The organism is Ruegeria sp. THAF33 (assembly GCF_009363615.1).
Taxonomy (GTDB): domain Bacteria; phylum Pseudomonadota; class Alphaproteobacteria; order Rhodobacterales; family Rhodobacteraceae; genus Ruegeria.
In genome coordinates this window covers 1,777,127-1,795,691 of the sequence record NZ_CP045384.1, presented here as the reverse complement: position 1 = coordinate 1,795,691, position 18,565 = coordinate 1,777,127, and the positions used below count along the sequence as shown (strand labels likewise).

Here is an 18,565-nt window from a genome sequence, read left to right as displayed (position 1 = left end):
CAAGGCAAGCCATGATCACCGTCTGGTCACCGTCCGGCTATCGTTTGCCGCGTGCCATAAAGGCCAGACGTTCGAACAGATGCACGTCCTGTTCATTCTTCAGCAACGCGCCATGCAGTTTCGGAAGCGCATCTGCGCCGCCGCGCTTGAGGTCTTCGGCACTCAGGTCCTCGGCCAGCAGCAGCTTCAGCCAATCCAGCACTTCCGATGTTGACGGCTTTTTTTTGAGCCCCTGCGTCTCGCGGATTTCATAGAACTGGGTCAGGGCGGTGGTCAGCAGCGCATCCTTGATGCCGGGGTGATGAACCTCGACGATGCGGCGCATCGTGGCCTCGTCCGGGAAGCGGATGTAGTGAAAGAAACAGCGGCGCAGAAACGCGTCCGGCAGTTCCTTTTCATTGTTCGAGGTGATGATGACGATAGGGCGGTTTTTGGCCCGGATCGTTTCCCCTGTCTCGTAGACATGGAACTCCATCTTGTCGAGTTCCTGCAAAAGGTCGTTTGGAAACTCGATATCCGCCTTGTCGATCTCATCGATCAGCAGAACGACCTTTTCGTCGGCCTCGAAGGCCTGCCACAGCTTGCCCTTGCGGATATAGTTCGACACGTCATGCACGCGTTCCTCACCCAACTGGCTGTCGCGCAGGCGGCTGACCGCGTCATATTCATACAGGCCCTGCTGCGCGCGGGTGGTGGATTTCACGTTCCACTCAATCATCCTCAGCCCCAGCGCACCGGCCACCTGTTTGGCCAGCTCTGTCTTGCCGGTGCCGGGCTCGCCCTTGACCAGCAATGGGCGTTCAAGTGTGACGGCGGCGTTCACGGCAATCGTCAGATCGTCAGTGGCGACATATTCGGCTGTACCTTGAAAGCGTGCGGTCATGGGCCTCTCGTGTGGTTTTTCGTGATCCGTGGGCAGTTTGTGTTGTCCGGGTTACAGACGGTCAATGATTTTGACAACCCGCGTCCCTGCGTCGGTTGAGGCGATTTTTGCAGGAACTCCAAGCCCTTTTGGTTGATTCGTGCGCGCGAATGTACCCTGCCAATTGACACCTGCCTCAAAAAGGCCTGCTAAATTTCATAGAAAAACAGGGTTTTGTTGTTGTTTGTCTCATATTTAGACAAAACAGCACGAGGGCGTGCTGAAGCAACGTTTGTGTAGTGACAATCCCACGCCCGTCGGCTAAACGCTGCGCAGAAGGGGGTGCCAAATGTCAGGTGAAACATCCGCGACCGACGTTTCTGGCCATACCGAGGGAGCAAATATGAAACAGGAAGTTTTTCTGCCGGAGGATTACCGCCCGGCCGAAGATGAACCTTTCATGAATGAACGTCAGCTTGAATATTTCCGCCGCAAGCTGTTGGATTGGAAGACTGAACTATTGGCAGGCAGCCGCGATACGATCGAAGGGCTGCAGGACAACACCCGAAACATCCCGGATGTCGCAGACCGCGCGAGCGAGGAGACCGATCGCGCTCTGGAGCTGCGGACTCGCGACCGCCAGCGCAAGCTGGTTGCCAAGATCGACGCAGCCCTGCGCCGGATCGAAGAAGGTGAATACGGTTACTGCGAAAAGACGGGCGATCCGATTTCGCTGAAACGTCTGGATGCACGTCCGATTGCGACCATGACGCTGGAGGCGCAAGAGCGCCACGAGCGCCGCGAAAAGGTCCACCGCGACGATTGATCGCCAGGTGCAACTGAAAAAATTCGAACGCCGGGGCCTGTGGCTCTGGCGTTTTTGCGTTATGCGAGGGGCATGAAGATCAATCGGTTGAATTTCTGTGTAATTGGCGGCGGCATCGGCGGTCTGGCGGCTGCGTTGGCGCTGCGGCAACACGGGGCGCAGGTCACCCTGCTGGAGCAAGCCCCGGCATTGACCGAGGTTGGCGCGGGCCTTCAGATCAGTGAAAACGGGATGTGCGTGCTGCGCGCCCTTGGGGTGGCGGATCTGTCTGCGGGCCAGAAGTCGCATGGTACGATCTTGCGCGATTACCGCAAAGGCCGCGTTGTCAGCCGGCTGCCCGGGCCTTCGGCTGGCCCGACCTATTATTTTCACCGTGCCGATCTGTTGAATCTGCTGCATTCTGCGGCCCGCAAGGCCGGTGTGGATGCCCGTCTGGGGGCCAAGGTTTCCAACGTGCAGAAACACCCCAACGAAGCCGAAATTCTGTTGGCGAGCGGCGAACGGCTGCGCGCCGAATGCGTCATCGCCGCCGACGGTGGCCGAAGCACGATTCGCCCGGCTCTGAACGGGCCCGAGACACCCGAGTTCACGCACCAGGTCGCCTGGCGCGCCACCATTCCCTGGCGACCGGATTCAGGCGTGGTTACGGCATCCCTGACCATGGGGCCGGGTCGGCATGTCGTAACCTATCCTTTGCGCGATCAAAGCATGATGAACATCGTTGCGGTCGAGGAACGCTCGGACTGGCGGGAAGAGGGATGGAAGCTGGAGGGCGATCCGGACGAGCTGCGCGCACGCTTTTCAGGGTTCGGCGGTCCTGTCGGTGAGATTCTGTCAAAGGTCTCGGATGTGAATCTGTGGGCCCTGTTCCTGCGCCCGGTCGCAGAAAAATGGCAGAATGGTCGTCTGGCATTGCTGGGGGACGCGGCGCATCCGACCTTGCCGTTCATGGCACAAGGCGCCTGCCTGGCGCTGGAAGATGCCTGGACGCTTGCACGATCATTCGACGAACAGTCGGGCGTCACCAGCGCGCTTGCCGCCTACGAGCAAACGCGCAGGCCAAGGGCCGAAAGCGTGGTTGCCGCTGCCGGGTCGAACGCACGCAATTTCCACCTGTCAGGCCCCGCCCGTTTGGCGGCCCAATGTGCGCTTATGGCCATCGGAGGGAAATTGTCACGCCGCTACGAATGGATATACAGCTACGACGTCACGGCCTGAACCGCTAAATATCCAGATCGACCCAGACAGGCACGTGATCCGAGGGTTTTTCATGCCCGCGCACGGCGGCATCAATCTGGCAATCCCGCATTAGATCTGCCGCTTGCGGGGTCAGCAGAAAGTGATCGATCCGAATTCCGTCGTTCCGGTTCCAGGCCCCGGCCTGGTAGTCCCAGAATGAATAGTGCCCCGCGCTTTGGGTGGTGGCCCGGAACGCTTCGGTGAAGCCCAGATTCAGGATCTTTCGGAATGCGGCGCGGCTTTCGGGGCGGAACAATGCATCGTCGCGCCATGCTTCGGGGCGTTTGGCGTCCTCCGCCTGCGGGATGATGTTGTAATCCCCCGCCATCAACGCGGGTTCTTCGGTGGCCAGCAAATCACGGGCACGGTCATATAGCCGTTCCATCCATGCCAGTTTGTAATCGTATTTCGGGCCGGGTGCGGGATTGCCATTGGGCAGGTACAATCCACAGATCCGAAGAGCCTTTTTGCGAACGACGGTGGCTTCTATCCAGCGGGCCTGTTCATCCGCGTCATCGCCGGGAAGGCCGCGGGATACATCCTCGAGGGGAAGCTTCGACAGGATTGCAACGCCGTTGAAGCTTTTTTGTCCGTGGGTTTCCACGTTGAACCCACGCTCTTCGAATATCTCGCGCGGAAAGTTTTCATCGACCGACTTGATCTCTTGCAACAGCACAACGTCCGGCTGCGCTTCGTCCAGCCAACGGGGCAGGGCTTCGGCCCGCGCTTTGATGCCGTTGATGTTGAACGTGGCGATTTTCATGCGCGATCCTCCGAAGACTTGGTGCAACCTATCGCGCAGAACGGGCCCAACGGCAAGGCGGAGATCGTATTTGCGAGGCTCTGCCTCGCGCTCCGGGATATTTTTGGCCAGATGAAGAAACGGATTATTAACCGAATTTCTTCAAGCTGAAGTTGCGGGACAGGCGGGGACGCCGATGACCGCGCCAGGTGAAGCCCTCTGGTCTTTCGGTCAGAGGGCGGACTCCTGCTTCATCTGGCTGAAAATATCCTGGGGGTGTGGGGGCAAAGCCCCCACGGTTACATCGAAAAAGATGTGCCACAACCACAGGAAGAGGTGGCGTTGGGGTTGTCGATCACAAATCGCGCGCCAATCAGTTCCTGGGTGAAGTCGATAACCGCGTTTTCCAGGAAGGGAAGCGAAATGGCGTCAACAATGACTTTTTGCCCTTTGCCCTCAAGGACCAGATCATCTTCTTTTGGCGTATCCAAAGCGATTTCGTATTGAAACCCCGAGCAACCGCCGCCTTCCACTGCGACGCGCAGTGCCTGACCCTGATCCGCCGCGCCGATTTCAGCGAGGCGTTCAAAGGCGCGATCCGTGACTGTTGGGGGCAGATTCATGCCGGTCTCCAAAGGTTTCCTTCCGTTACGCCATACAATATAGAAAGTGCAAGGACAGGCGACAAGGACGAGCCATTTGGACAGAGCTAGTTTTGCCTCGGATCCGGACCGCACCAGGGGACGGCTCGTAGCCGAGGAGGAAAGCAGTTTCCGATCATGCTTTCAGCGCGACCGGGACAGGATCATTCACGCCAGTGCCTTTCGGCGCCTCAAACACAAGACGCAAGTTTTCGTTGAGCATGAGGGCGATAGCTACCGCACCCGCCTGACCCATTCCATCGAGGTGGCGCAGGTGGCCCGGACCATTGCCGGTGCCCTGGGCCTGAACCCAGAGCTGACCGAAGCCGTGGCCCTGGCGCATGATTTGGGGCACACGCCCTTTGGACATACCGGCGAAGACGCGCTGCACGCGTTGATGAAGCCCTATGGTGGCTTTGATCACAACGCGCAGGCCATTCGGATCGTCACAAAGCTGGAGCGCCACTATGCAGAATTCGATGGGTGCAACCTTACCTGGGAATGTCTGGAAGGGATAGCCAAGCACAATGGGCCGGTTGAGGGCGATCTGCCTTGGGCATTGGCCGAGTGCAATCAAGAATTTGATCTTGAACTGCACACCCATGCCAGCGCGGAAGCGCAAGTTGCCGCCCTTTCTGATGACATAGCTTACAACAATCACGATCTTCTGGACGGGTTGCGCGCAGGGTTGTTCACGGATGACGATTTGCAGGACCTGCCGATTGTCGGGGTCTGCTACGCCAAGGTGGATGCCAGATTCCCAGGGCTGGATTCCTATCGCCGGCGTCACGAAGCGCTCAGGCGGGTTTTTGGTGTCATGGTGGCGGATGTCATTAACACTTCGAACGATCTCATTGCCGTGTCTGGCGCGCAGTCCGTCGAAGAAATCCGACATCTTGGGTATCCTGTCATCCAGTTCTCGGATGAGGTTTGGGCGCAACTGCGTGAAATCAGGTCGTTTCTGTTCACACGGATGTATCGCGCACCCAGGGTGATGTCAGTGCGGGCAGAGGTGGCAAAGATCGTGGAAGATCTGTTTCCGATCTACATGAACGATCCCAGGCAAATGCCTGTGCGCTGGCACGATGACATTGAAGCTGCCAGGGACGACACAGCCTTGGCCCGCATCGTTTCCGATTACATTGCGGGCATGACCGACCGATTTGCCTTGCAGGACCATGCGCGGCTGACGGGCTGATCACTCCACGGCTATGTAAGCGATGGCCCAGACTTGCTGAGCCGCTTGTTTCGCAGACTGTTCGGCGTTCTTCGTTGGTGGGAACACGATCATCGTCGGGCCGTAACCTCCGATCCCCATCGGTGCGCCATCAGCATGCGTTGCAACGATCGGTTTGTGCGTGGCGATACTGTCCCACTCGATTTCAGCCTGATACCCATCCAGCGCCATGGGAAGAGCGGTTTTCCCCTCGGCCCCCGCCAATGTCATGACGTCTGCCAATAGCGGACCAGAAAACCTGTATTCCCGCTCATTGCGCGGAGGACCATAGGGGATCGTGATCTCGAACTGCTCCAGCCCGTCCAGCATGGCTGCGTCAAAACCAGCCGCGCCGTCATGCGTGACCTCCAGATAGCCCAGCAGACCGCCGTCACTCTCACCTCGCGCAGGCAGGTTTGTTTCGCTGATTGCGCCGCCCAGCGTCAGCAGCACATGGCCTTTTGGCTGTGGCAGGTCGGCCAGCACAGGCAGGGCGGTGGACAAAAGCAAGGCAAAGGACAAGGCGCGGTGCATCAACGGTCTCCGGTAGCGGCGTACAGGCCCGAGATTAGCGAGATGTTTCGCCAAACCAAGCTTAAACATTAGGCGTCCATTGACCTTGCCGGTTTGCGTGGTAAACCCCGCGACAAGCAAAAGGACATCCGAAATGAACCTGTTTTCCGAGATCCGCGGCCTTGTACTGGACGCGCTGGCGCAGATGCAGTCCGAAGGCGCATTGCCCGAGGGGCTGAGCTTTGACAACGTGGCGGTCGAGCCTCCGCGCGATGCGGCCCATGGGGACATGGCAACCAACGCCGCGATGGTGCTGGCGAAACCTGCCAGGATGAAGCCGCGCGACATTGCGGATGTTCTGGCCGGGAAACTGGCAGCGGATGACCGGATCACAAGCGCAGAAGTGGCAGGGCCCGGTTTCCTGAACCTGCGTCTTGCGCCGTCCGTCTGGCAAGGCGTGTTGGCGGCTGTGCTGGAAAAAGGCACCGATTTCGGGCGCTCGACCATGGGGCAGGGGCAGAAGGTCAATGTTGAATATGTCTCTGCCAACCCGACCGGTCCGCTGCATGTCGGGCACACACGCGGCGCGGTGTTTGGGGATGCGTTGGCAAGCCTGCTGGCCTATTCGGGCCATGACGTAACCCGCGAATACTATATCAACGACGGCGGCGCGCAGGTGGATGTGCTGGCGCGGTCGGCCTATGAGCGCTATCGCGAGGCCAATGGCCTCAGCCCCGAGATTGCCGAAGGGCTGTATCCCGGCGATTATCTGATCCCGATTGGCGAGGCGCTGAAAGAGAAATTTGGCGACAGCCTGATCGACAAGCCGGAAAGCGAATGGCTGGAAGAGCTGCGCGAGTTTTCGACCGACGCGATGATGGACCTGATCCGCGCCGACCTGAAGGCGCTGGGCGTAGAGATGGATGTGTTCTTCTCGGAAAAATCGCTCTATGGCACGGGCCGGATCGAGGCCGCGCTGCAATCGCTGACTGAAAAGGGCCTGATCTATGAAGGCGTGCTGGAGCCGCCAAAAGGCAAAAAGCCCGAAGACTGGGAGCCGCGCGAACAGACCTTGTTCAAGTCCACCGAACATGGCGATGACGTCGACCGCCCGGTCAAGAAGTCGGACGGCAGCTGGACCTATTTCGCCCCCGATATCGCCTATCACTATGACAAGGTGAGCCGTGGCTTTGACGCGCTGATCGACGTGTTCGGGGCGGATCATGGCGGCTATGTCAAGCGGATGAAGGCGGCCGTGTCGGCCCTGTCCGATGGCAAGGTGCCGCTGGATATCAAGCTGACGCAGCTGGTGAAACTGTGGAAAAATGGCGAGCCGTTCAAGATGTCGAAACGGGCCGGGAACTTTGTCACCCTGCGGGATGTGGTCGATCAGGTTGGCCCGGATGTGACGCGTTTCGTGATGCTGACCCGCAAGAACGACGCGCCGCTGGATTTCGATTTCGACAAAGTGCTGGAACAGAGCCGCGAGAACCCCGTGTTCTACGTGCAATACGCCCATGCCCGGGTGATGAGCGTGCTGCGCCGTGCCGCCGAGGCGGGGATCGACGCCACCGACGCCACCCTGCGCGGGGCCGATCTGGCGTCGCTGGACCACCCCGCCGAACTGACGGTTGCCAAGAAGCTGGCGGAATGGCCACGCCTGGTCGAGATCGCTGCGCGGACCAACGAACCGCACCGTGTCGCCTTCTATCTGTATGAACTTGCAGGGGATTTTCACGCTCTGTGGAACAAGGGCAATGAAGAAACCCAGTTGCGTTTCATTCAGGATGGCGATGTTGCCACAAGCCAGTCGAAAATTGCGCTGGCCCGGGCCGTTTCTGTTGTGATTTCAGCGGGCTTGGGTATTCTTGGCGTCACCCCGGCGCAGGAGATGCGGTAACAAATATCGCCCGAACCGCCGGTACGAGGTAGGCAAGAAATGACCCGCGCGCCTTATTTTCGGGCGCGAAGCGGGCAGTGAGGCGGACATGGCGAGTTACGATTACTCGGGGCATCAAAGCCCTGGGCAGAATGATTACCCGAATCAAGCGCATTTCGAGGATGCGTATGACTATCCCGACGAGATGCAGGATTACGACGCGCCGCGCGGCGCGTTCGGACTGGGGCGGGTGGTCAATTTCCTGGGGGCTGTCGCATCGTTGGCACTGGTCGCCGGCGTCGGTATCTGGGGATACAAGCTTGTCATGCGGGATGTCAGCGGCGTGCCGGTCGTGCGTGCAGCCGAAGGGCCGATGCGGGTGCAGCCCGAAAACCCGGGCGGAACACCGGCCGATCATCAGGGCTTGGCCGTCAACGCCGTGGCAGCCAAGGGCAGTGCTGCCGCCCCGGCAGATCGTCTGATCCTTGCGCCGCGGCCGGTCTCGTTGACGGATGAAGACGTACCCGCCGCAGATCTGAAGCCGACACCGGCGCTGCATGTTGTGGAAAAGCCGATTTCAACCCAGGAAGCCGCTCGATTGCGCCAGAACGCGGTGGATGCGCTGGTTGCGGAATTGGCTGGTGAAGCAGCCAAAACGCAGCAAAACGCCGAGGATGGCGTGCAGCTGGCATCGCTGACCACCCCCGAGGAAGAACCCGCAATTGACCCGGCCGATTTCGCAGCCGCCTTGCCGGACCCGGCCATTGCCGCGCTGCCGGGTGTGCGCCGGTCCTTGCGCCCCTTGACCCGCCCGGCACGCACCTCACGCAGCCGGGTGTCGCCAAGCGAGAATTCCGAAGACGCTATCAATGCCGCGGTGAAGGCTGCGGTTGGGTTGGATGTTGATCCTGATACGCTGGCGAAAGGCACGCGTCTGGCGCAGCTTGGAGCCTATGACAGCGTCCAGGTGGCGCAAACGGAATGGGATCGCCTGAACGGAAGGTTCGGCGAATATATGGCAGGAAAACAGCGCGTTATCCAGAAGACCTCAAGCGGTGGGCGCACCTTTTACCGCCTGCGCGTGCTGGGCTTTGAAGACCTGAGCGACTCGCGCCAGTTTTGTGCCGCGCTTGTTGCGCAAGGGGCTGATTGTATCCCGGTGGCCGTCAGGTGAAGTACGGTGCCACGATCACCGATGCAGAGGGCCTGCGCCTGACGCAACAGGAAAAAGACTTGTTTCGGCAGATGAACCCGTTCGGGTTCATTCTTTTTGCCCGCAACATCGAACACGCGGATCAGGTGCGCGCCTTGTGTGATGATTTCCGCGAGGCAGTCGGGCGTAATTGCCCGATCACCATCGATCAGGAAGGTGGGCGCGTGCAGCGCCTGCGGGCGCCGCTGGCCCGCGAATGGCTGCCTCCGTTGGATCACGTAGCCAATGCCGCCGAGCAGGCCGAGCGCGCCATGTATCTGAGGTACCGCCTGATTGCCGATGAATTGTTTGGTCTGGGCATCGACAGCAACTGTGCGCCCATGGTGGATGTCGCGCGCCCCGAGACGCACAAGTTCCTGATGAACCGCTGTTATGACGCTGATCCTGAACGCGTTTCCAGAATTGGCAAAGCCGTGGCGCAGGGTCATCTGGATGGCGGAGTGCTGCCAGTGCTCAAACATATTCCGGGCCATGGACGTGCCACGTTGGACAGCCATCATGACTTGCCGCATGTGGATCTGCCCCTGGATGAGCTTGAGCGCAGCGATTTCGTGCCGTTCCGGGCCTTGAACGACCTGCCGATGGGGATGACTGCGCATTTGGTCTATGACCGGATTGACCCGCAGCCTGCCACCATCTCGGCAACCATGATGGATGTGATCCGCGACAGGATTGGCTTCGGCGGGCTGATCATGACCGATGACATCGGGATGAAGGCGCTCAGCGGAACGCCTGCTGAGGTGTCGCGGCAAGCCATAAGCGCGGGCTGTGACGTCGTTCTGCACTGCAACGGAAGCTTTGCCGAGCGCGCCGAGGTGCTGGAAGCTGCCGGGGAGATGTCCGATGTGGCACAGGCCCGCGCAGAACGGGCGCTGGCGATGCGCAAAGCTCCGCAGGAACTTGACATCCCTGCCGCCGAGGCGGAACTATCTGCCCTAATGGGCGGGCAGGTATATGAACGATAATCTTTTCAGCGAAGATCCTGTCTCGGTCGCGGATCGTCTTGCGGCCGAAGCGCTGATTGTTGATGTCGATGGGTTCGAAGGCCCGCTGGACGTTCTTTTGACCCTGTCGCGCACGCAGAAGGTTGATCTGAGGAAAATTTCCGTACTCGCGCTGGCGCAGCAATACCTGGCCTTTGTCGAAAAGGCGCGGGCGCTGCGGATCGAACTGGCCGCCGACTATCTTGTGATGGCGGCCTGGCTGGCGTTTCTCAAGTCCCGCCTGCTGTTGCCGCCAGACCCCGAAGACGAGGGACCTTCGGGCGAAGAACTGGCCGCACATCTGGCGTTTCAATTGGAACGCTTGCAGGCGATGCGCGACGCTGCGGCACGATTGATGGCGCGCGATCAGCTGGGACGGGATTTCTTCAAACGCGGTCAGGGCGAAGATATCACCCGAATCCGCACCGTCACCTATTCCGCCACGCTGCTGGATCTGATGCAGGGCTATGCCCGCATCCGCACCCGTGATGAATTCCGCCCGTTTGTGATGGACCGCGATTCGGTATTCACCATGGAACAGGCACTGGAACGGATGCGACCGCTGATCGGGTTTGCCGGGACATGGACCGACATGGAAACTTACCTGCCCGATGGCTGGGATTCCGACCCGGTAAGGCGCAGGTCGGCAACGGCGGCGACCTTTGCGGCCTCGCTGGAACTGGTGAAAGAAGGACATATGGAAATCAAGCAGAGCGAGACATTCGCTCCGATCCAATTGCGCAAGAGGACCGAAACACGTGACTGATGCCCCTGAAGAGACCGGTACGCTGTTCGAGGCCCCTCCGCTGGCAGAGCAGGAGCGTATGGTCGAAGCCGTTCTGTTCGCCAGCGCCGAGCCGGTGACGATTGCGGATCTTGAGGCGCGGATGCCCCATGGAAGCGATGCGGCGCAAGCGGTTGAATTGCTTCAGAAACGGTATGAGGGGCGTGGCGTGCGCGTGGTGCGCGTGGGGGATGCCTGGGCCATCCGTACGGCCCCTGATCTGGGCTTTCTGATGCAGAAGGAAACGGTCGAGACCCGCAAGCTCAGCCGCGCCGCGATCGAAACTCTGGCCATCGTGGCCTATCACCAACCCTGCACACGGGCCGAGATCGAGGAAATCCGGGGCGTGTCGGTCTCGCGCGGGACCATCGATCAGTTGCTTGAGATGGAGTGGATCAAGCTGGGCCGCCGCCGCATGACGCCGGGTCGTCCGGTGACGTTTGTGGTGACGCCTGAGTTTCTGGATCATTTTGGCCTGGAAAACGCGCGCGACCTGCCAGGCCTGAAAGAGCTGCGCGCCGCGGGGTTGTTGGAGAATCGGCCTCCTCCGGGTGCGATCCCTCTGGGGGAAGGGCGCGAGGACGAAGTTGACGAAGACCAGAGCGAGTTGTTCGAAGAAGAGTGATCGAACAGCCCTTTTGTTGCCGCATAAAGCGCCTATCTTTGTGCGAGAGGACACGGAGTTGAGCGATGAATGCAAACCGGATCATCGACATGATTGTGCGCCAGGTCATGCGCCGTCTGGTCAACAAAGGTGTGAACAAGGGTATCGATCTGGCCAGCCGAAAGGGCGGCGGACCCGGCATATCGAATGGGCCCGAAAAAACCAGCGCACCGCGACATGCGCAGAACCTCAGGCAGGCACAGCGCGTGACCCGTCAAATGCGCCGGTTCATGAAGTTCTAGGGGTCAGCTTGCGGCTTTGAAGTGCTTTGACAGTTTCAGGCCCTGACCCTGATAGTTCGAGGCAATGCCTGCACCATAAAGCTGCGTCGGCATTTCAGCCATTTTCTCATAGACCAGACGTCCGACGACCTGTCCGTGTTCCAGCACGAATGGCGCTTCGTGGCAGCGCACCTCAAGCACGCCACGGGAACCGGCCCCCCCGGCAGCGGCATGGCCAAAACCGGGATCGAAGAAGCCTGCATAGTGCACTCTGAACTCACCAACCATCGCCAGATAGGGCGCCATTTCAGCCGCGTACATCGGTGGAATATGCACCGCCTCGCGGCTGACAAGGATATAGAACGCGCCGGGGTCCAGGATGATGCAACCATCCTTGGTGCGCACTTCTTCCCAATAGTCCTGCGGGTCGTATTCACCGATTCGATCCAGATCGATCACCCCGGTATGAGGTTTGGCGCGATAGCCCACAAGATCGGTATCGGGCAGTTGCAGGTCGACCGAAAAGCCCAGACCGTCCTGAATGACGGCAGGTCCGTCCACAAGCGGAGATTGCGCATGCAAGGTCCTCAGTTCCGCATCGGACAACACGGCCTGACCCTGGCGGAAACGAATCTGGTTCAGACGCATCCCGGGACGAACCAGAACCGAGAACGAGCGTGGGCAGATTTCGGCATAAAGCGGGCCTGTGTAACCTGCGGGCACCCGGTCGAACTCGGTGCCGCCATCAGTGATCGTCCGCGTCAGAAGGTCCAGCCGCCCGGTCGAGCTTTTGGCGTTGGCCACGGCGCTCATGTTGTCGGGCAGCGCAAGCGATTCCATCAGGGGCACCAGATAGACGCAGCCCTTTTCCAGAACCGCGCCATCCGAGATATCGATGCGGTGCATCTCAAACTCTGCCAACCGGTCCGTGACAGTCCGGCCTTCGCCCGCAAGGAACGAGGCGCGGACACGGTAAGCCACTGTTCCCAGACGTAAATCAAGGCTGGCAGGTTGAATCTGCGCCGGCAGAACCTCGGGGTTGGCGGTGATTTCACCGCGCGCGATCATCGCCTCTAGCTGTTGGTTCGGGCAAACACCTGTCATCTCGATCCCCCCTGGTGCCAGAGCGGGATCTGGCCTGTATGCCATAAACGTCGGTGTAATTTGGTCGGGCTAGCAGGACTCGAACCTGCGACCTTCCGTCCCCCAGACGGACGCGCTACCAGGCTGCGCCATAGCCCGACGTTGGGGTGTTCATAAAGATTTTCCCGGCAAGGGCAAGAGGAAATCAATGCCTTTTGTCCTAACCCGTCGCCTGTGTTTCAACCCGGTCCAGCCATCGGCGCAGATCTTTTGCAATCGGAGCGATGCGCCGCAGCAGGTCGTCATCAAAATCTGTCTGATTCCACGCAAGCGACGCGATTCCCCCCATCAAGGGCGCGGCGTCCAGTCCGGGCTCTGGCTCCGGCTGTGATGCGTCAGAGGCGCGTGCGTTTGTCTGCGCATCGTTCTCACCGGTTGGCTGGATCGGTTCGCGCAGATCCATGCGAATCTGTTCCGTTGCGGGTGCAGGTTTTGGTTCGAACGGCACCACGGTGTCCTTGGCAGGCGCAATTGGGGCTGGGCCGGGATCGTCCAGGGAAGGGGACAGCGCCGCGACATGTGCGACGCCTTGTTCGCGCAGGATACGCTGGACACCTTTGATCGTGATTCCGTCTTCGTGCAGCAGTTTCTTGATCCCGCCCAAAAGACGCATGTCATTCGGGCGATAATACCTGCGTCCACCTGCGCGTTTGACGGGCTTTACCTGCGTGAACCGGCTTTCCCAGAATCGCAGAACATGAGCCTGAACACCGAGCCAGTCCGCAACTTCGCTTATGGTGCGAAAGGCATCGGGGGACTTACTCATAACCTGGACGTCCTGAACTTACTTGCGGTTCCCGGCTGCGACGCGATCTTTCATCAGATGCGACGGGCGGAAAGTCAGCACACGGCGCGGCTGAATCGGGACTTCTTCGCCGGTTTTGGGGTTGCGACCGACACGGGCGGTCTTGTCGCGAACACTGAAGGTACCGAAAGACGAGATCTTCACCTGTTCACCACGCACCAAGGCGTCGGACATGTGGTTCAGAACGCTTTCAACCAGCTGCGCACTTTCGTTTCTTGACAGACCTACCTCACGAAAGACGGCTTCGCTCAGGTCCATTCGAGTCAGTGTTTTGTCGCCCATGCTAATTCCCCTGTTGCTATTGAAGCATATGGGTATGGCAAATTCGCTGTCAATATCAATGAATTGCGGGCGGCTGTGTAAGCCGGTTTGCGCCGGTTACCAGCGCAGAACCACTGCGCCCCAGGCCAGACCGCCGCCAATGGCTTCGGTCACGATCAGATCACCCGGCTTGATCTGTCCGCGCTGCTTGCCCACGGACAGGGCCAATGGGATGGATGCGGCCGACGTGTTTCCGTGATCCTGAACGGTCACAACCACGTTTTCCATCGGCAGGTTCATTTTCTTGGCGGTGCCCTGAATGATGCGGATGTTGGCCTGATGCGGCACGATCCAATCAACGTCCGAGCTGCTCAGCCCCGCTCGTTCCAACGCTGTTTCCGCTGTTTTCGTAAGCTTTTCAACGGCATGACGGAAAACCTGATTGCCCTGCATACGCAGATGCCCGGTGGATTGGGTCGAAACACCGCCATCGACATAAAGAAGATCCTTGTAGCGCCCGTCCGAATTCAGGTCGGTTGCCAGAATACCGCGGTCCTCGGCGGTGCCTGTGCCCTCTCGGGCCTCCAGCACCACTGCACCGGCGCCATCGCCGAAAAGAACGCAGGTGGACCGATCGGTCCAATCCATGATCCGTGAGAAAGTCTCGGCCCCGATCACCAGCACGCGTTTGGCCTGACCGGAAACAATCAGCGCATTTGCGTTGGACAGTGCAAAAACGAATCCGGCGCAAACAGCCTGCACGTCAAAGGCAAAACCCTTGGTCATGCCCAGCCGTGCCTGAACCATGGTGGCGGCCGAAGGAAAGGTCAGATCCGCCGTTGAAGTTGCCAGCACGATTGCGTCAATATCATCCGCCGTCAGGCCCGCGTCGGCCAGCGCGGCCTGGGCGGCATTGGTGGCCAGATCGGATGTCGTCTCGTCCTCGGCAGCAAAATGGCGGCGTTCGATCCCCGAGCGGGTCTTTATCCATTCGTCGGTCGTGTCCAGGGTTTTTTCAAACTCGGAATTGGGAACAACGCGTTCAGGCAAATAATGCCCGACACCTACTACAACTGAACGGCCTGCCATTTTCCGGTACTGCCTTTTTTGTTATTTATCTGTTTGCGGCGCTGATTGCGCGGCATCTTGTGCAAGCTGGGCAGTGGATGCAACCCGCGCAGCCAATTTTTCGGAAAAGCCGGACTGCGCCAGGGTGAAGGCCAGTTTGATCGCAGCTGACACACCTGTCGCGTCAGCGCCGCCGTGGGATTTCACCACGGTGCCGTTCAGCCCCAGAAACACGCCACCATTCACGCGTCGCGGGTCGATCCGTTTCTTCAAACGGTTCAGTGACGTGATAGCCAGAATCGAGGCCAGTCGGGATAGCGGGGAGTATTTGAACGCCTGCCGCAGCAGGTCACCGATCAGGCTTGCCGTGCCTTCACCGGTCTTGATCGCGACGTTTCCGGTAAAGCCATCGGTTACAATGACATCCGCCTTGTCACCGGGGATGTCGCTGCCCTCGACGAAACCCACGAAATCGAAATTCGCCTGTTCCGCGAAGCCCGCGATCATCGAGTGCGCCTCTTTCAGTTCGGCGCGCCCCTTGTGTTCTTCGGTGCCGACATTCAGAAGCCCGATCCGAGGGCGGCTCAGGGCCAAACCGTTGCGCGCATAAGAGGCGCCCATCAGGGCGTATTGCAGCAAATCCTTGGCGTCGGCGCGCACATCTGCGCCGACATCCAGCATCACGTTGAACCCCTGAGGGTTGCGCGAGGGCCACAGTATCGCGATGGCAGGCCGGTTCACGCCCGGCAGTTTGCGCAGGCGCATCATCGACAGGGCCATCAGCGCGCCGGTATTGCCGCAGGACACCGCTCCATGGGCTTCGCCCTGGCGTACCGCTTCCAGCGTGGACCACATCGAGGTCTCTTTGCCGTTGCGCACGACCTGACTGGGCTTGTCCTCCATCGTGACCACGCCCGAGCAATCACGAAAAACGACGCGCCCTTCAAGGACACGCCGTTTGGCGACAAGCTTGCGCAATACCTGTTCGGGCCCGTGCAGCAAGAACCTGATATCCGGGTTCTTGTCGGCCGATTTCGCAAGACCGGCAACAACGACCGAGGGACCTGCGTCCCCACCCATAGCGTCGACCGAGATGGTTATCCGTCCGGCGTGCGTGGGCTGTTCAGTCATGCCTTGGTCTGCGCTCGATCAGGCTTAGGCTGCGTCTTCGTCCAGATCGATTTCATCGGCCTGAGCGACGACTTCGCGATCATCATAGTGGCCGCAGGATGCGCAAACGTGGTGCGGGCGCTTCAGCTCGCCGCAGTTCGGGCATTCGTTCGGGTTTGCAGCAACCAGAGCGTCGTGTGCGCGGCGGTTGTTGCGACGCGACTTGGAAACTTTGTTCTGTTGGACGGCCATGGTCTCAACCTTTGTCTGACTAGGGGTCGCAGAATCGCTGCCGACCCGGGTTTCGTAGTTCGTTTATCGTGGTTTGACGCGCGTTTAGGCGACGGGCCCCGCAATGTCCAACCCAAAATCCGATGAGCGCGCGAAAATACTGCGATTCTCGGTATGTTCAAGCGATTTTTCTGACCGCCTGCTATGACAGGAAATCTGCGCTCTGTCACTCGTCTTTTTTGAGCGCATCGCGCAATCCCGCCAATCCGGCGAAAGGTTTGGCGTCTTCATCGGTCATCGCCTGTTTTCCCGGTTCGGTATAGTCTGCCTGACCCAGTTCCGCCCCCTCCTTGCGCGGGTATTGCGGCAGAGCCAGCGACAGCGCCTCGACCATCACCAATGCGGGGTCGATTTCCGGGCCCAAGGGCTCGGATTCGTCATCCTGGGGAATTTCGAACTCGGGTTCATCCGGGTCGGTCCAATCGGCCAGAAAGGTGCGGTGAACGGGAATGTCGATCCGGGTCGTGACCGGCTCGAGCGTCACGACACAGGGTTGGATCACGGTTGCACCGAGTTTGCCGTTGAGAACCCAGTCGCGCTTGCCTTGTGCGCGAAGCCCGCCGGAAAAGCTGAGTTTGCGCAGCCCCAGCAGCCCCAGATTCTGCCTGATCTCATCCAATTCGGCGTTTGCGGGACGCAGTTCAAAGGGTGTCGGGGCGTTCTGGGGCAGGTCAGCCACCCGAAATGATGTAACGTTGCCCATTCGTGAGCCTTTCTATGTGTTGAACCGTGGCAGCGGTTTCTGTAATCGGATAGAAGCCGCAAGAGGCCAAGGCAAGAGGGTGTGCATGTTGAAGGTAGTGAACCGGTTGAAACCAGCGACGAAATCGCTTGTGTTTGTTGCCTGTCTGGCTGCGGCCGGGGCCTGTACGCCGATCTACAAGAATCACGGCTATGTGCCTCCGGCCGAGGAACTGGCCGAAATCAAAGTGGGCGTCGATACGCGCGACAGCGTGGAAGAAGCCATCGGCGCACCGGGTGCGTCCGGGGTTGTGCGGGATTCGGGCTATTACTATGTCCGCTCGCGGGTGCGCCATTACGGCCCGAAACGGCCCGAAGTGGTGGCGCGCGAACTGGTCGCCATCAGCTTTGATCAGCGTGGAGTCGTCAGAAACATCGAGCGTTTTGGCCTGGAAGACGGCATCGTGGTTCCGCTGGAACGCCGTGTGACCGATTCCAACGTTCAGGACAAAGGCTTCCTGCGTCAGCTTTTGGGCAATATCGGCAACTTCAACCCGGCCAATATTCCTGGCTCCAACTGATCGCGCCGGAACCTTGCGTTGGTCACAAGGCGGTCACATGTCTTGTGTTAACGGTGTCGTGCCGACACTCGTGGGTCGGCACCCATGGAGGACGCGACCGTGGCGGCGGCAGTTATGTTGAGAAAGGGGCGCTATCGCGCCCGAATGGCGGAATCGGCCGAGGATATCAGGGCCGCACAAAGCCTGCGGACATTGGCATTCGGCACCCGGCAACCGGACATTGACGATTTCGACACGCAATGCAGCCATGTCCTGGTTGAAGATATGCGATCCGCCGGGCAGTTGGTCTGCTGCTTTCGGATGCTCACAATGGAACATGGCGGTGAAATCGGACGCAGCTATTCAGCACAGTTCTACGACCTGAGCTCGTTGGAAGGGTTCAGTGGCCGCATGGTCGAGATGGGCAGGTTCTGCGTTCATCCGCGTCTGAACGATCCCGACATTCTGCGGGCCGCCTGGGGTGCAATGACGTCCCATGTCGATCAACACAATGTCCAGATGCTGTTTGGATGTTCGTCCTTTGCCGGGACCGAAACCGGGCGATATCTTGATGCCTTTGCGATGCTCAAGCATCGCCACCTGGCCCCGAAACGGTGGTTGCCGCGGGTCAAGGCTCCGGACGTGTTCCGTTTCGCCGCGCGCCTGCGGCGCCGGCCGGACGCGAAAAAGGCAATGTCGCGCATGCCGCCCCTGTTGCGAACCTATCTGATGATGGGGGGGTGGGTGAGTGATCACGCGGTTGTGGATCGCCACATGAACACGTTGCATGTTTTTACCGGGCTTGAAATCGGGGCGATCCCTCCGGCCCGAAAACGCCTGTTGCGGGCATTGGCCGGTTAAGA

Annotated in this window: 22 protein-coding genes and 1 tRNA gene; 11 read left to right on the top strand and 12 right to left on the bottom strand. The window is 59.7% G+C overall.

The features are described from left to right. Window positions 1-37 precede the first annotated feature (37 nt). Window positions 38-883: a MoxR family ATPase gene (locus tag FIU92_RS09010; RefSeq protein ID WP_152458249.1), complete on the bottom strand. Its 846-nt coding sequence runs from the start codon at window positions 881-883 to the stop codon at window positions 38-40. A gap of 382 nt (window positions 884-1,265) precedes the next feature. Here FIU92_RS09010 and dksA point away from each other — a divergent pair, with 382 nt between their 5' ends. Together dksA and FIU92_RS09000 are read left to right on the top strand one after the other, a co-directional pair. After that, window positions 1,266-1,688 carry an RNA polymerase-binding protein DksA gene (gene dksA / locus FIU92_RS09005; protein ID WP_152458248.1) on the top strand — a complete coding sequence of 141 codons (423 nt, stop codon included), beginning with the start codon at window positions 1,266-1,268 and terminating at the stop codon, window positions 1,686-1,688. 72 nt (window positions 1,689-1,760) lie between these two features. Further along, entirely contained in the window at window positions 1,761-2,906 is a 1,146-nt protein-coding gene (locus FIU92_RS09000) for an FAD-dependent monooxygenase (RefSeq protein ID WP_152458247.1), read from the top strand. A 4-nt stretch (window positions 2,907-2,910) separates the two neighbouring features. Here FIU92_RS09000 and xth read toward each other — a convergent pair whose 3' ends face one another. Together xth and FIU92_RS08990 are read right to left on the bottom strand one after the other, a co-directional pair. After that, the gene (gene xth, locus FIU92_RS08995) at window positions 2,911-3,690 is read right to left on the bottom strand and encodes an exodeoxyribonuclease III (protein WP_152458246.1); all 780 of its coding nucleotides are present in this window, start codon (window positions 3,688-3,690) and stop codon (window positions 2,911-2,913) included. 278 nt (window positions 3,691-3,968) lie between these two features. Next, entirely contained in the window at window positions 3,969-4,292 is a 324-nt protein-coding gene (locus tag FIU92_RS08990) for an iron-sulfur cluster assembly accessory protein (protein WP_152458245.1), read from the bottom strand. A 76-nt stretch (window positions 4,293-4,368) separates the two neighbouring features. Here FIU92_RS08990 and FIU92_RS08985 point away from each other — a divergent pair, with 76 nt between their 5' ends. After that, window positions 4,369-5,508 (top strand): deoxyguanosinetriphosphate triphosphohydrolase, encoded by a 1,140-nt coding sequence (locus tag FIU92_RS08985; protein ID WP_152458244.1) that lies wholly within the window; start codon window positions 4,369-4,371, stop codon window positions 5,506-5,508. Here the strand turns inward: FIU92_RS08985 and FIU92_RS08980 are convergent, their stop codons facing one another. Then, the gene (locus tag FIU92_RS08980; RefSeq protein WP_152458243.1) at window positions 5,509-6,060 is read right to left on the bottom strand and encodes a hypothetical protein; all 552 of its coding nucleotides are present in this window, start codon (window positions 6,058-6,060) and stop codon (window positions 5,509-5,511) included. It abuts the gene before it with no gap. A gap of 133 nt (window positions 6,061-6,193) precedes the next feature. Between FIU92_RS08980 and argS the strand changes: the two genes are divergently transcribed. From argS to FIU92_RS08950, 6 genes are all read left to right on the top strand, one after another. Beyond that, the gene (gene argS / locus FIU92_RS08975) at window positions 6,194-7,939 is read left to right on the top strand and encodes an arginine--tRNA ligase (protein WP_152458242.1); all 1,746 of its coding nucleotides are present in this window, start codon (window positions 6,194-6,196) and stop codon (window positions 7,937-7,939) included. A gap of 88 nt (window positions 7,940-8,027) precedes the next feature. Next, complete coding sequence (locus FIU92_RS08970; protein WP_152458241.1) at window positions 8,028-9,092, top strand: SPOR domain-containing protein; 1,065 nt, start codon at window positions 8,028-8,030, stop codon at window positions 9,090-9,092. Continuing rightward, window positions 9,089-10,096 (top strand): beta-N-acetylhexosaminidase, encoded by a 1,008-nt coding sequence (gene nagZ, locus FIU92_RS08965; protein ID WP_152458240.1) that lies wholly within the window; start codon window positions 9,089-9,091, stop codon window positions 10,094-10,096. The genes FIU92_RS08970 and nagZ overlap by 4 nt, the downstream gene beginning before the upstream one ends. Further along, window positions 10,086-10,880, top strand: coding sequence for a ScpA family protein (locus FIU92_RS08960; RefSeq protein WP_152458239.1), 795 nt, complete (start codon window positions 10,086-10,088; stop codon window positions 10,878-10,880). The genes nagZ and FIU92_RS08960 overlap by 11 nt, the downstream gene beginning before the upstream one ends. Further along, on the top strand, window positions 10,873-11,523 hold the full coding sequence (gene scpB / locus FIU92_RS08955) for an SMC-Scp complex subunit ScpB (RefSeq protein ID WP_152458238.1): 651 nt from the start codon (window positions 10,873-10,875) through the stop codon (window positions 11,521-11,523). The genes FIU92_RS08960 and scpB overlap by 8 nt, the downstream gene beginning before the upstream one ends. Before the next feature lie 65 nt (window positions 11,524-11,588). Continuing rightward, window positions 11,589-11,804: a hypothetical protein gene (locus tag FIU92_RS08950; protein ID WP_152458237.1), complete on the top strand. Its 216-nt coding sequence runs from the start codon at window positions 11,589-11,591 to the stop codon at window positions 11,802-11,804. A 3-nt stretch (window positions 11,805-11,807) separates the two neighbouring features. Here FIU92_RS08950 and FIU92_RS08945 read toward each other — a convergent pair whose 3' ends face one another. The 8 genes from FIU92_RS08945 to FIU92_RS08910 all read right to left on the bottom strand — a co-directional run bounded on the left by FIU92_RS08945 (window position 11,808) and on the right by FIU92_RS08910 (window position 17,164). Beyond that, window positions 11,808-12,887 (bottom strand): 2'-deoxycytidine 5'-triphosphate deaminase, encoded by a 1,080-nt coding sequence (locus tag FIU92_RS08945; RefSeq protein WP_152458236.1) that lies wholly within the window; start codon window positions 12,885-12,887, stop codon window positions 11,808-11,810. A gap of 61 nt (window positions 12,888-12,948) precedes the next feature. Next, a tRNA-Pro gene (locus FIU92_RS08940) sits at window positions 12,949-13,025 on the bottom strand. A gap of 61 nt (window positions 13,026-13,086) precedes the next feature. Continuing rightward, window positions 13,087-13,692: a MerR family transcriptional regulator gene (locus FIU92_RS08935; RefSeq protein WP_152458235.1), complete on the bottom strand. Its 606-nt coding sequence runs from the start codon at window positions 13,690-13,692 to the stop codon at window positions 13,087-13,089. A gap of 18 nt (window positions 13,693-13,710) precedes the next feature. Next, a complete protein-coding gene (gene ihfA, locus FIU92_RS08930; protein ID WP_152458234.1) occupies window positions 13,711-14,013 on the bottom strand; it encodes an integration host factor subunit alpha in 303 nt (100 codons plus the stop codon). A 96-nt stretch (window positions 14,014-14,109) separates the two neighbouring features. Then, window positions 14,110-15,081: a beta-ketoacyl-ACP synthase III gene (locus FIU92_RS08925; RefSeq protein WP_152458233.1), complete on the bottom strand. Its 972-nt coding sequence runs from the start codon at window positions 15,079-15,081 to the stop codon at window positions 14,110-14,112. Window positions 15,082-15,102: 21 nt separating this feature from the next. After that, window positions 15,103-16,191: a phosphate acyltransferase PlsX gene (gene plsX / locus FIU92_RS08920; RefSeq protein ID WP_152458232.1), complete on the bottom strand. Its 1,089-nt coding sequence runs from the start codon at window positions 16,189-16,191 to the stop codon at window positions 15,103-15,105. 24 nt (window positions 16,192-16,215) lie between these two features. After that, entirely contained in the window at window positions 16,216-16,422 is a 207-nt protein-coding gene (rpmF, locus tag FIU92_RS08915) for a 50S ribosomal protein L32 (RefSeq protein WP_008756996.1), read from the bottom strand. Between the two features lie 205 nt (window positions 16,423-16,627). After that, window positions 16,628-17,164, bottom strand: coding sequence for a DUF177 domain-containing protein (locus FIU92_RS08910; protein ID WP_152458231.1), 537 nt, complete (start codon window positions 17,162-17,164; stop codon window positions 16,628-16,630). 85 nt (window positions 17,165-17,249) lie between these two features. Between FIU92_RS08910 and FIU92_RS08905 the strand changes: the two genes are divergently transcribed. Together FIU92_RS08905 and FIU92_RS08900 are read left to right on the top strand one after the other, a co-directional pair. Next, on the top strand, window positions 17,250-17,723 hold the full coding sequence (locus tag FIU92_RS08905) for an outer membrane protein assembly factor BamE (protein ID WP_152458230.1): 474 nt from the start codon (window positions 17,250-17,252) through the stop codon (window positions 17,721-17,723). An 84-nt stretch (window positions 17,724-17,807) separates the two neighbouring features. Further along, on the top strand, window positions 17,808-18,563 hold the full coding sequence (locus tag FIU92_RS08900) for a GNAT family N-acetyltransferase (protein WP_152458229.1): 756 nt from the start codon (window positions 17,808-17,810) through the stop codon (window positions 18,561-18,563). Window positions 18,564-18,565: the final 2 nt, after the last annotated feature.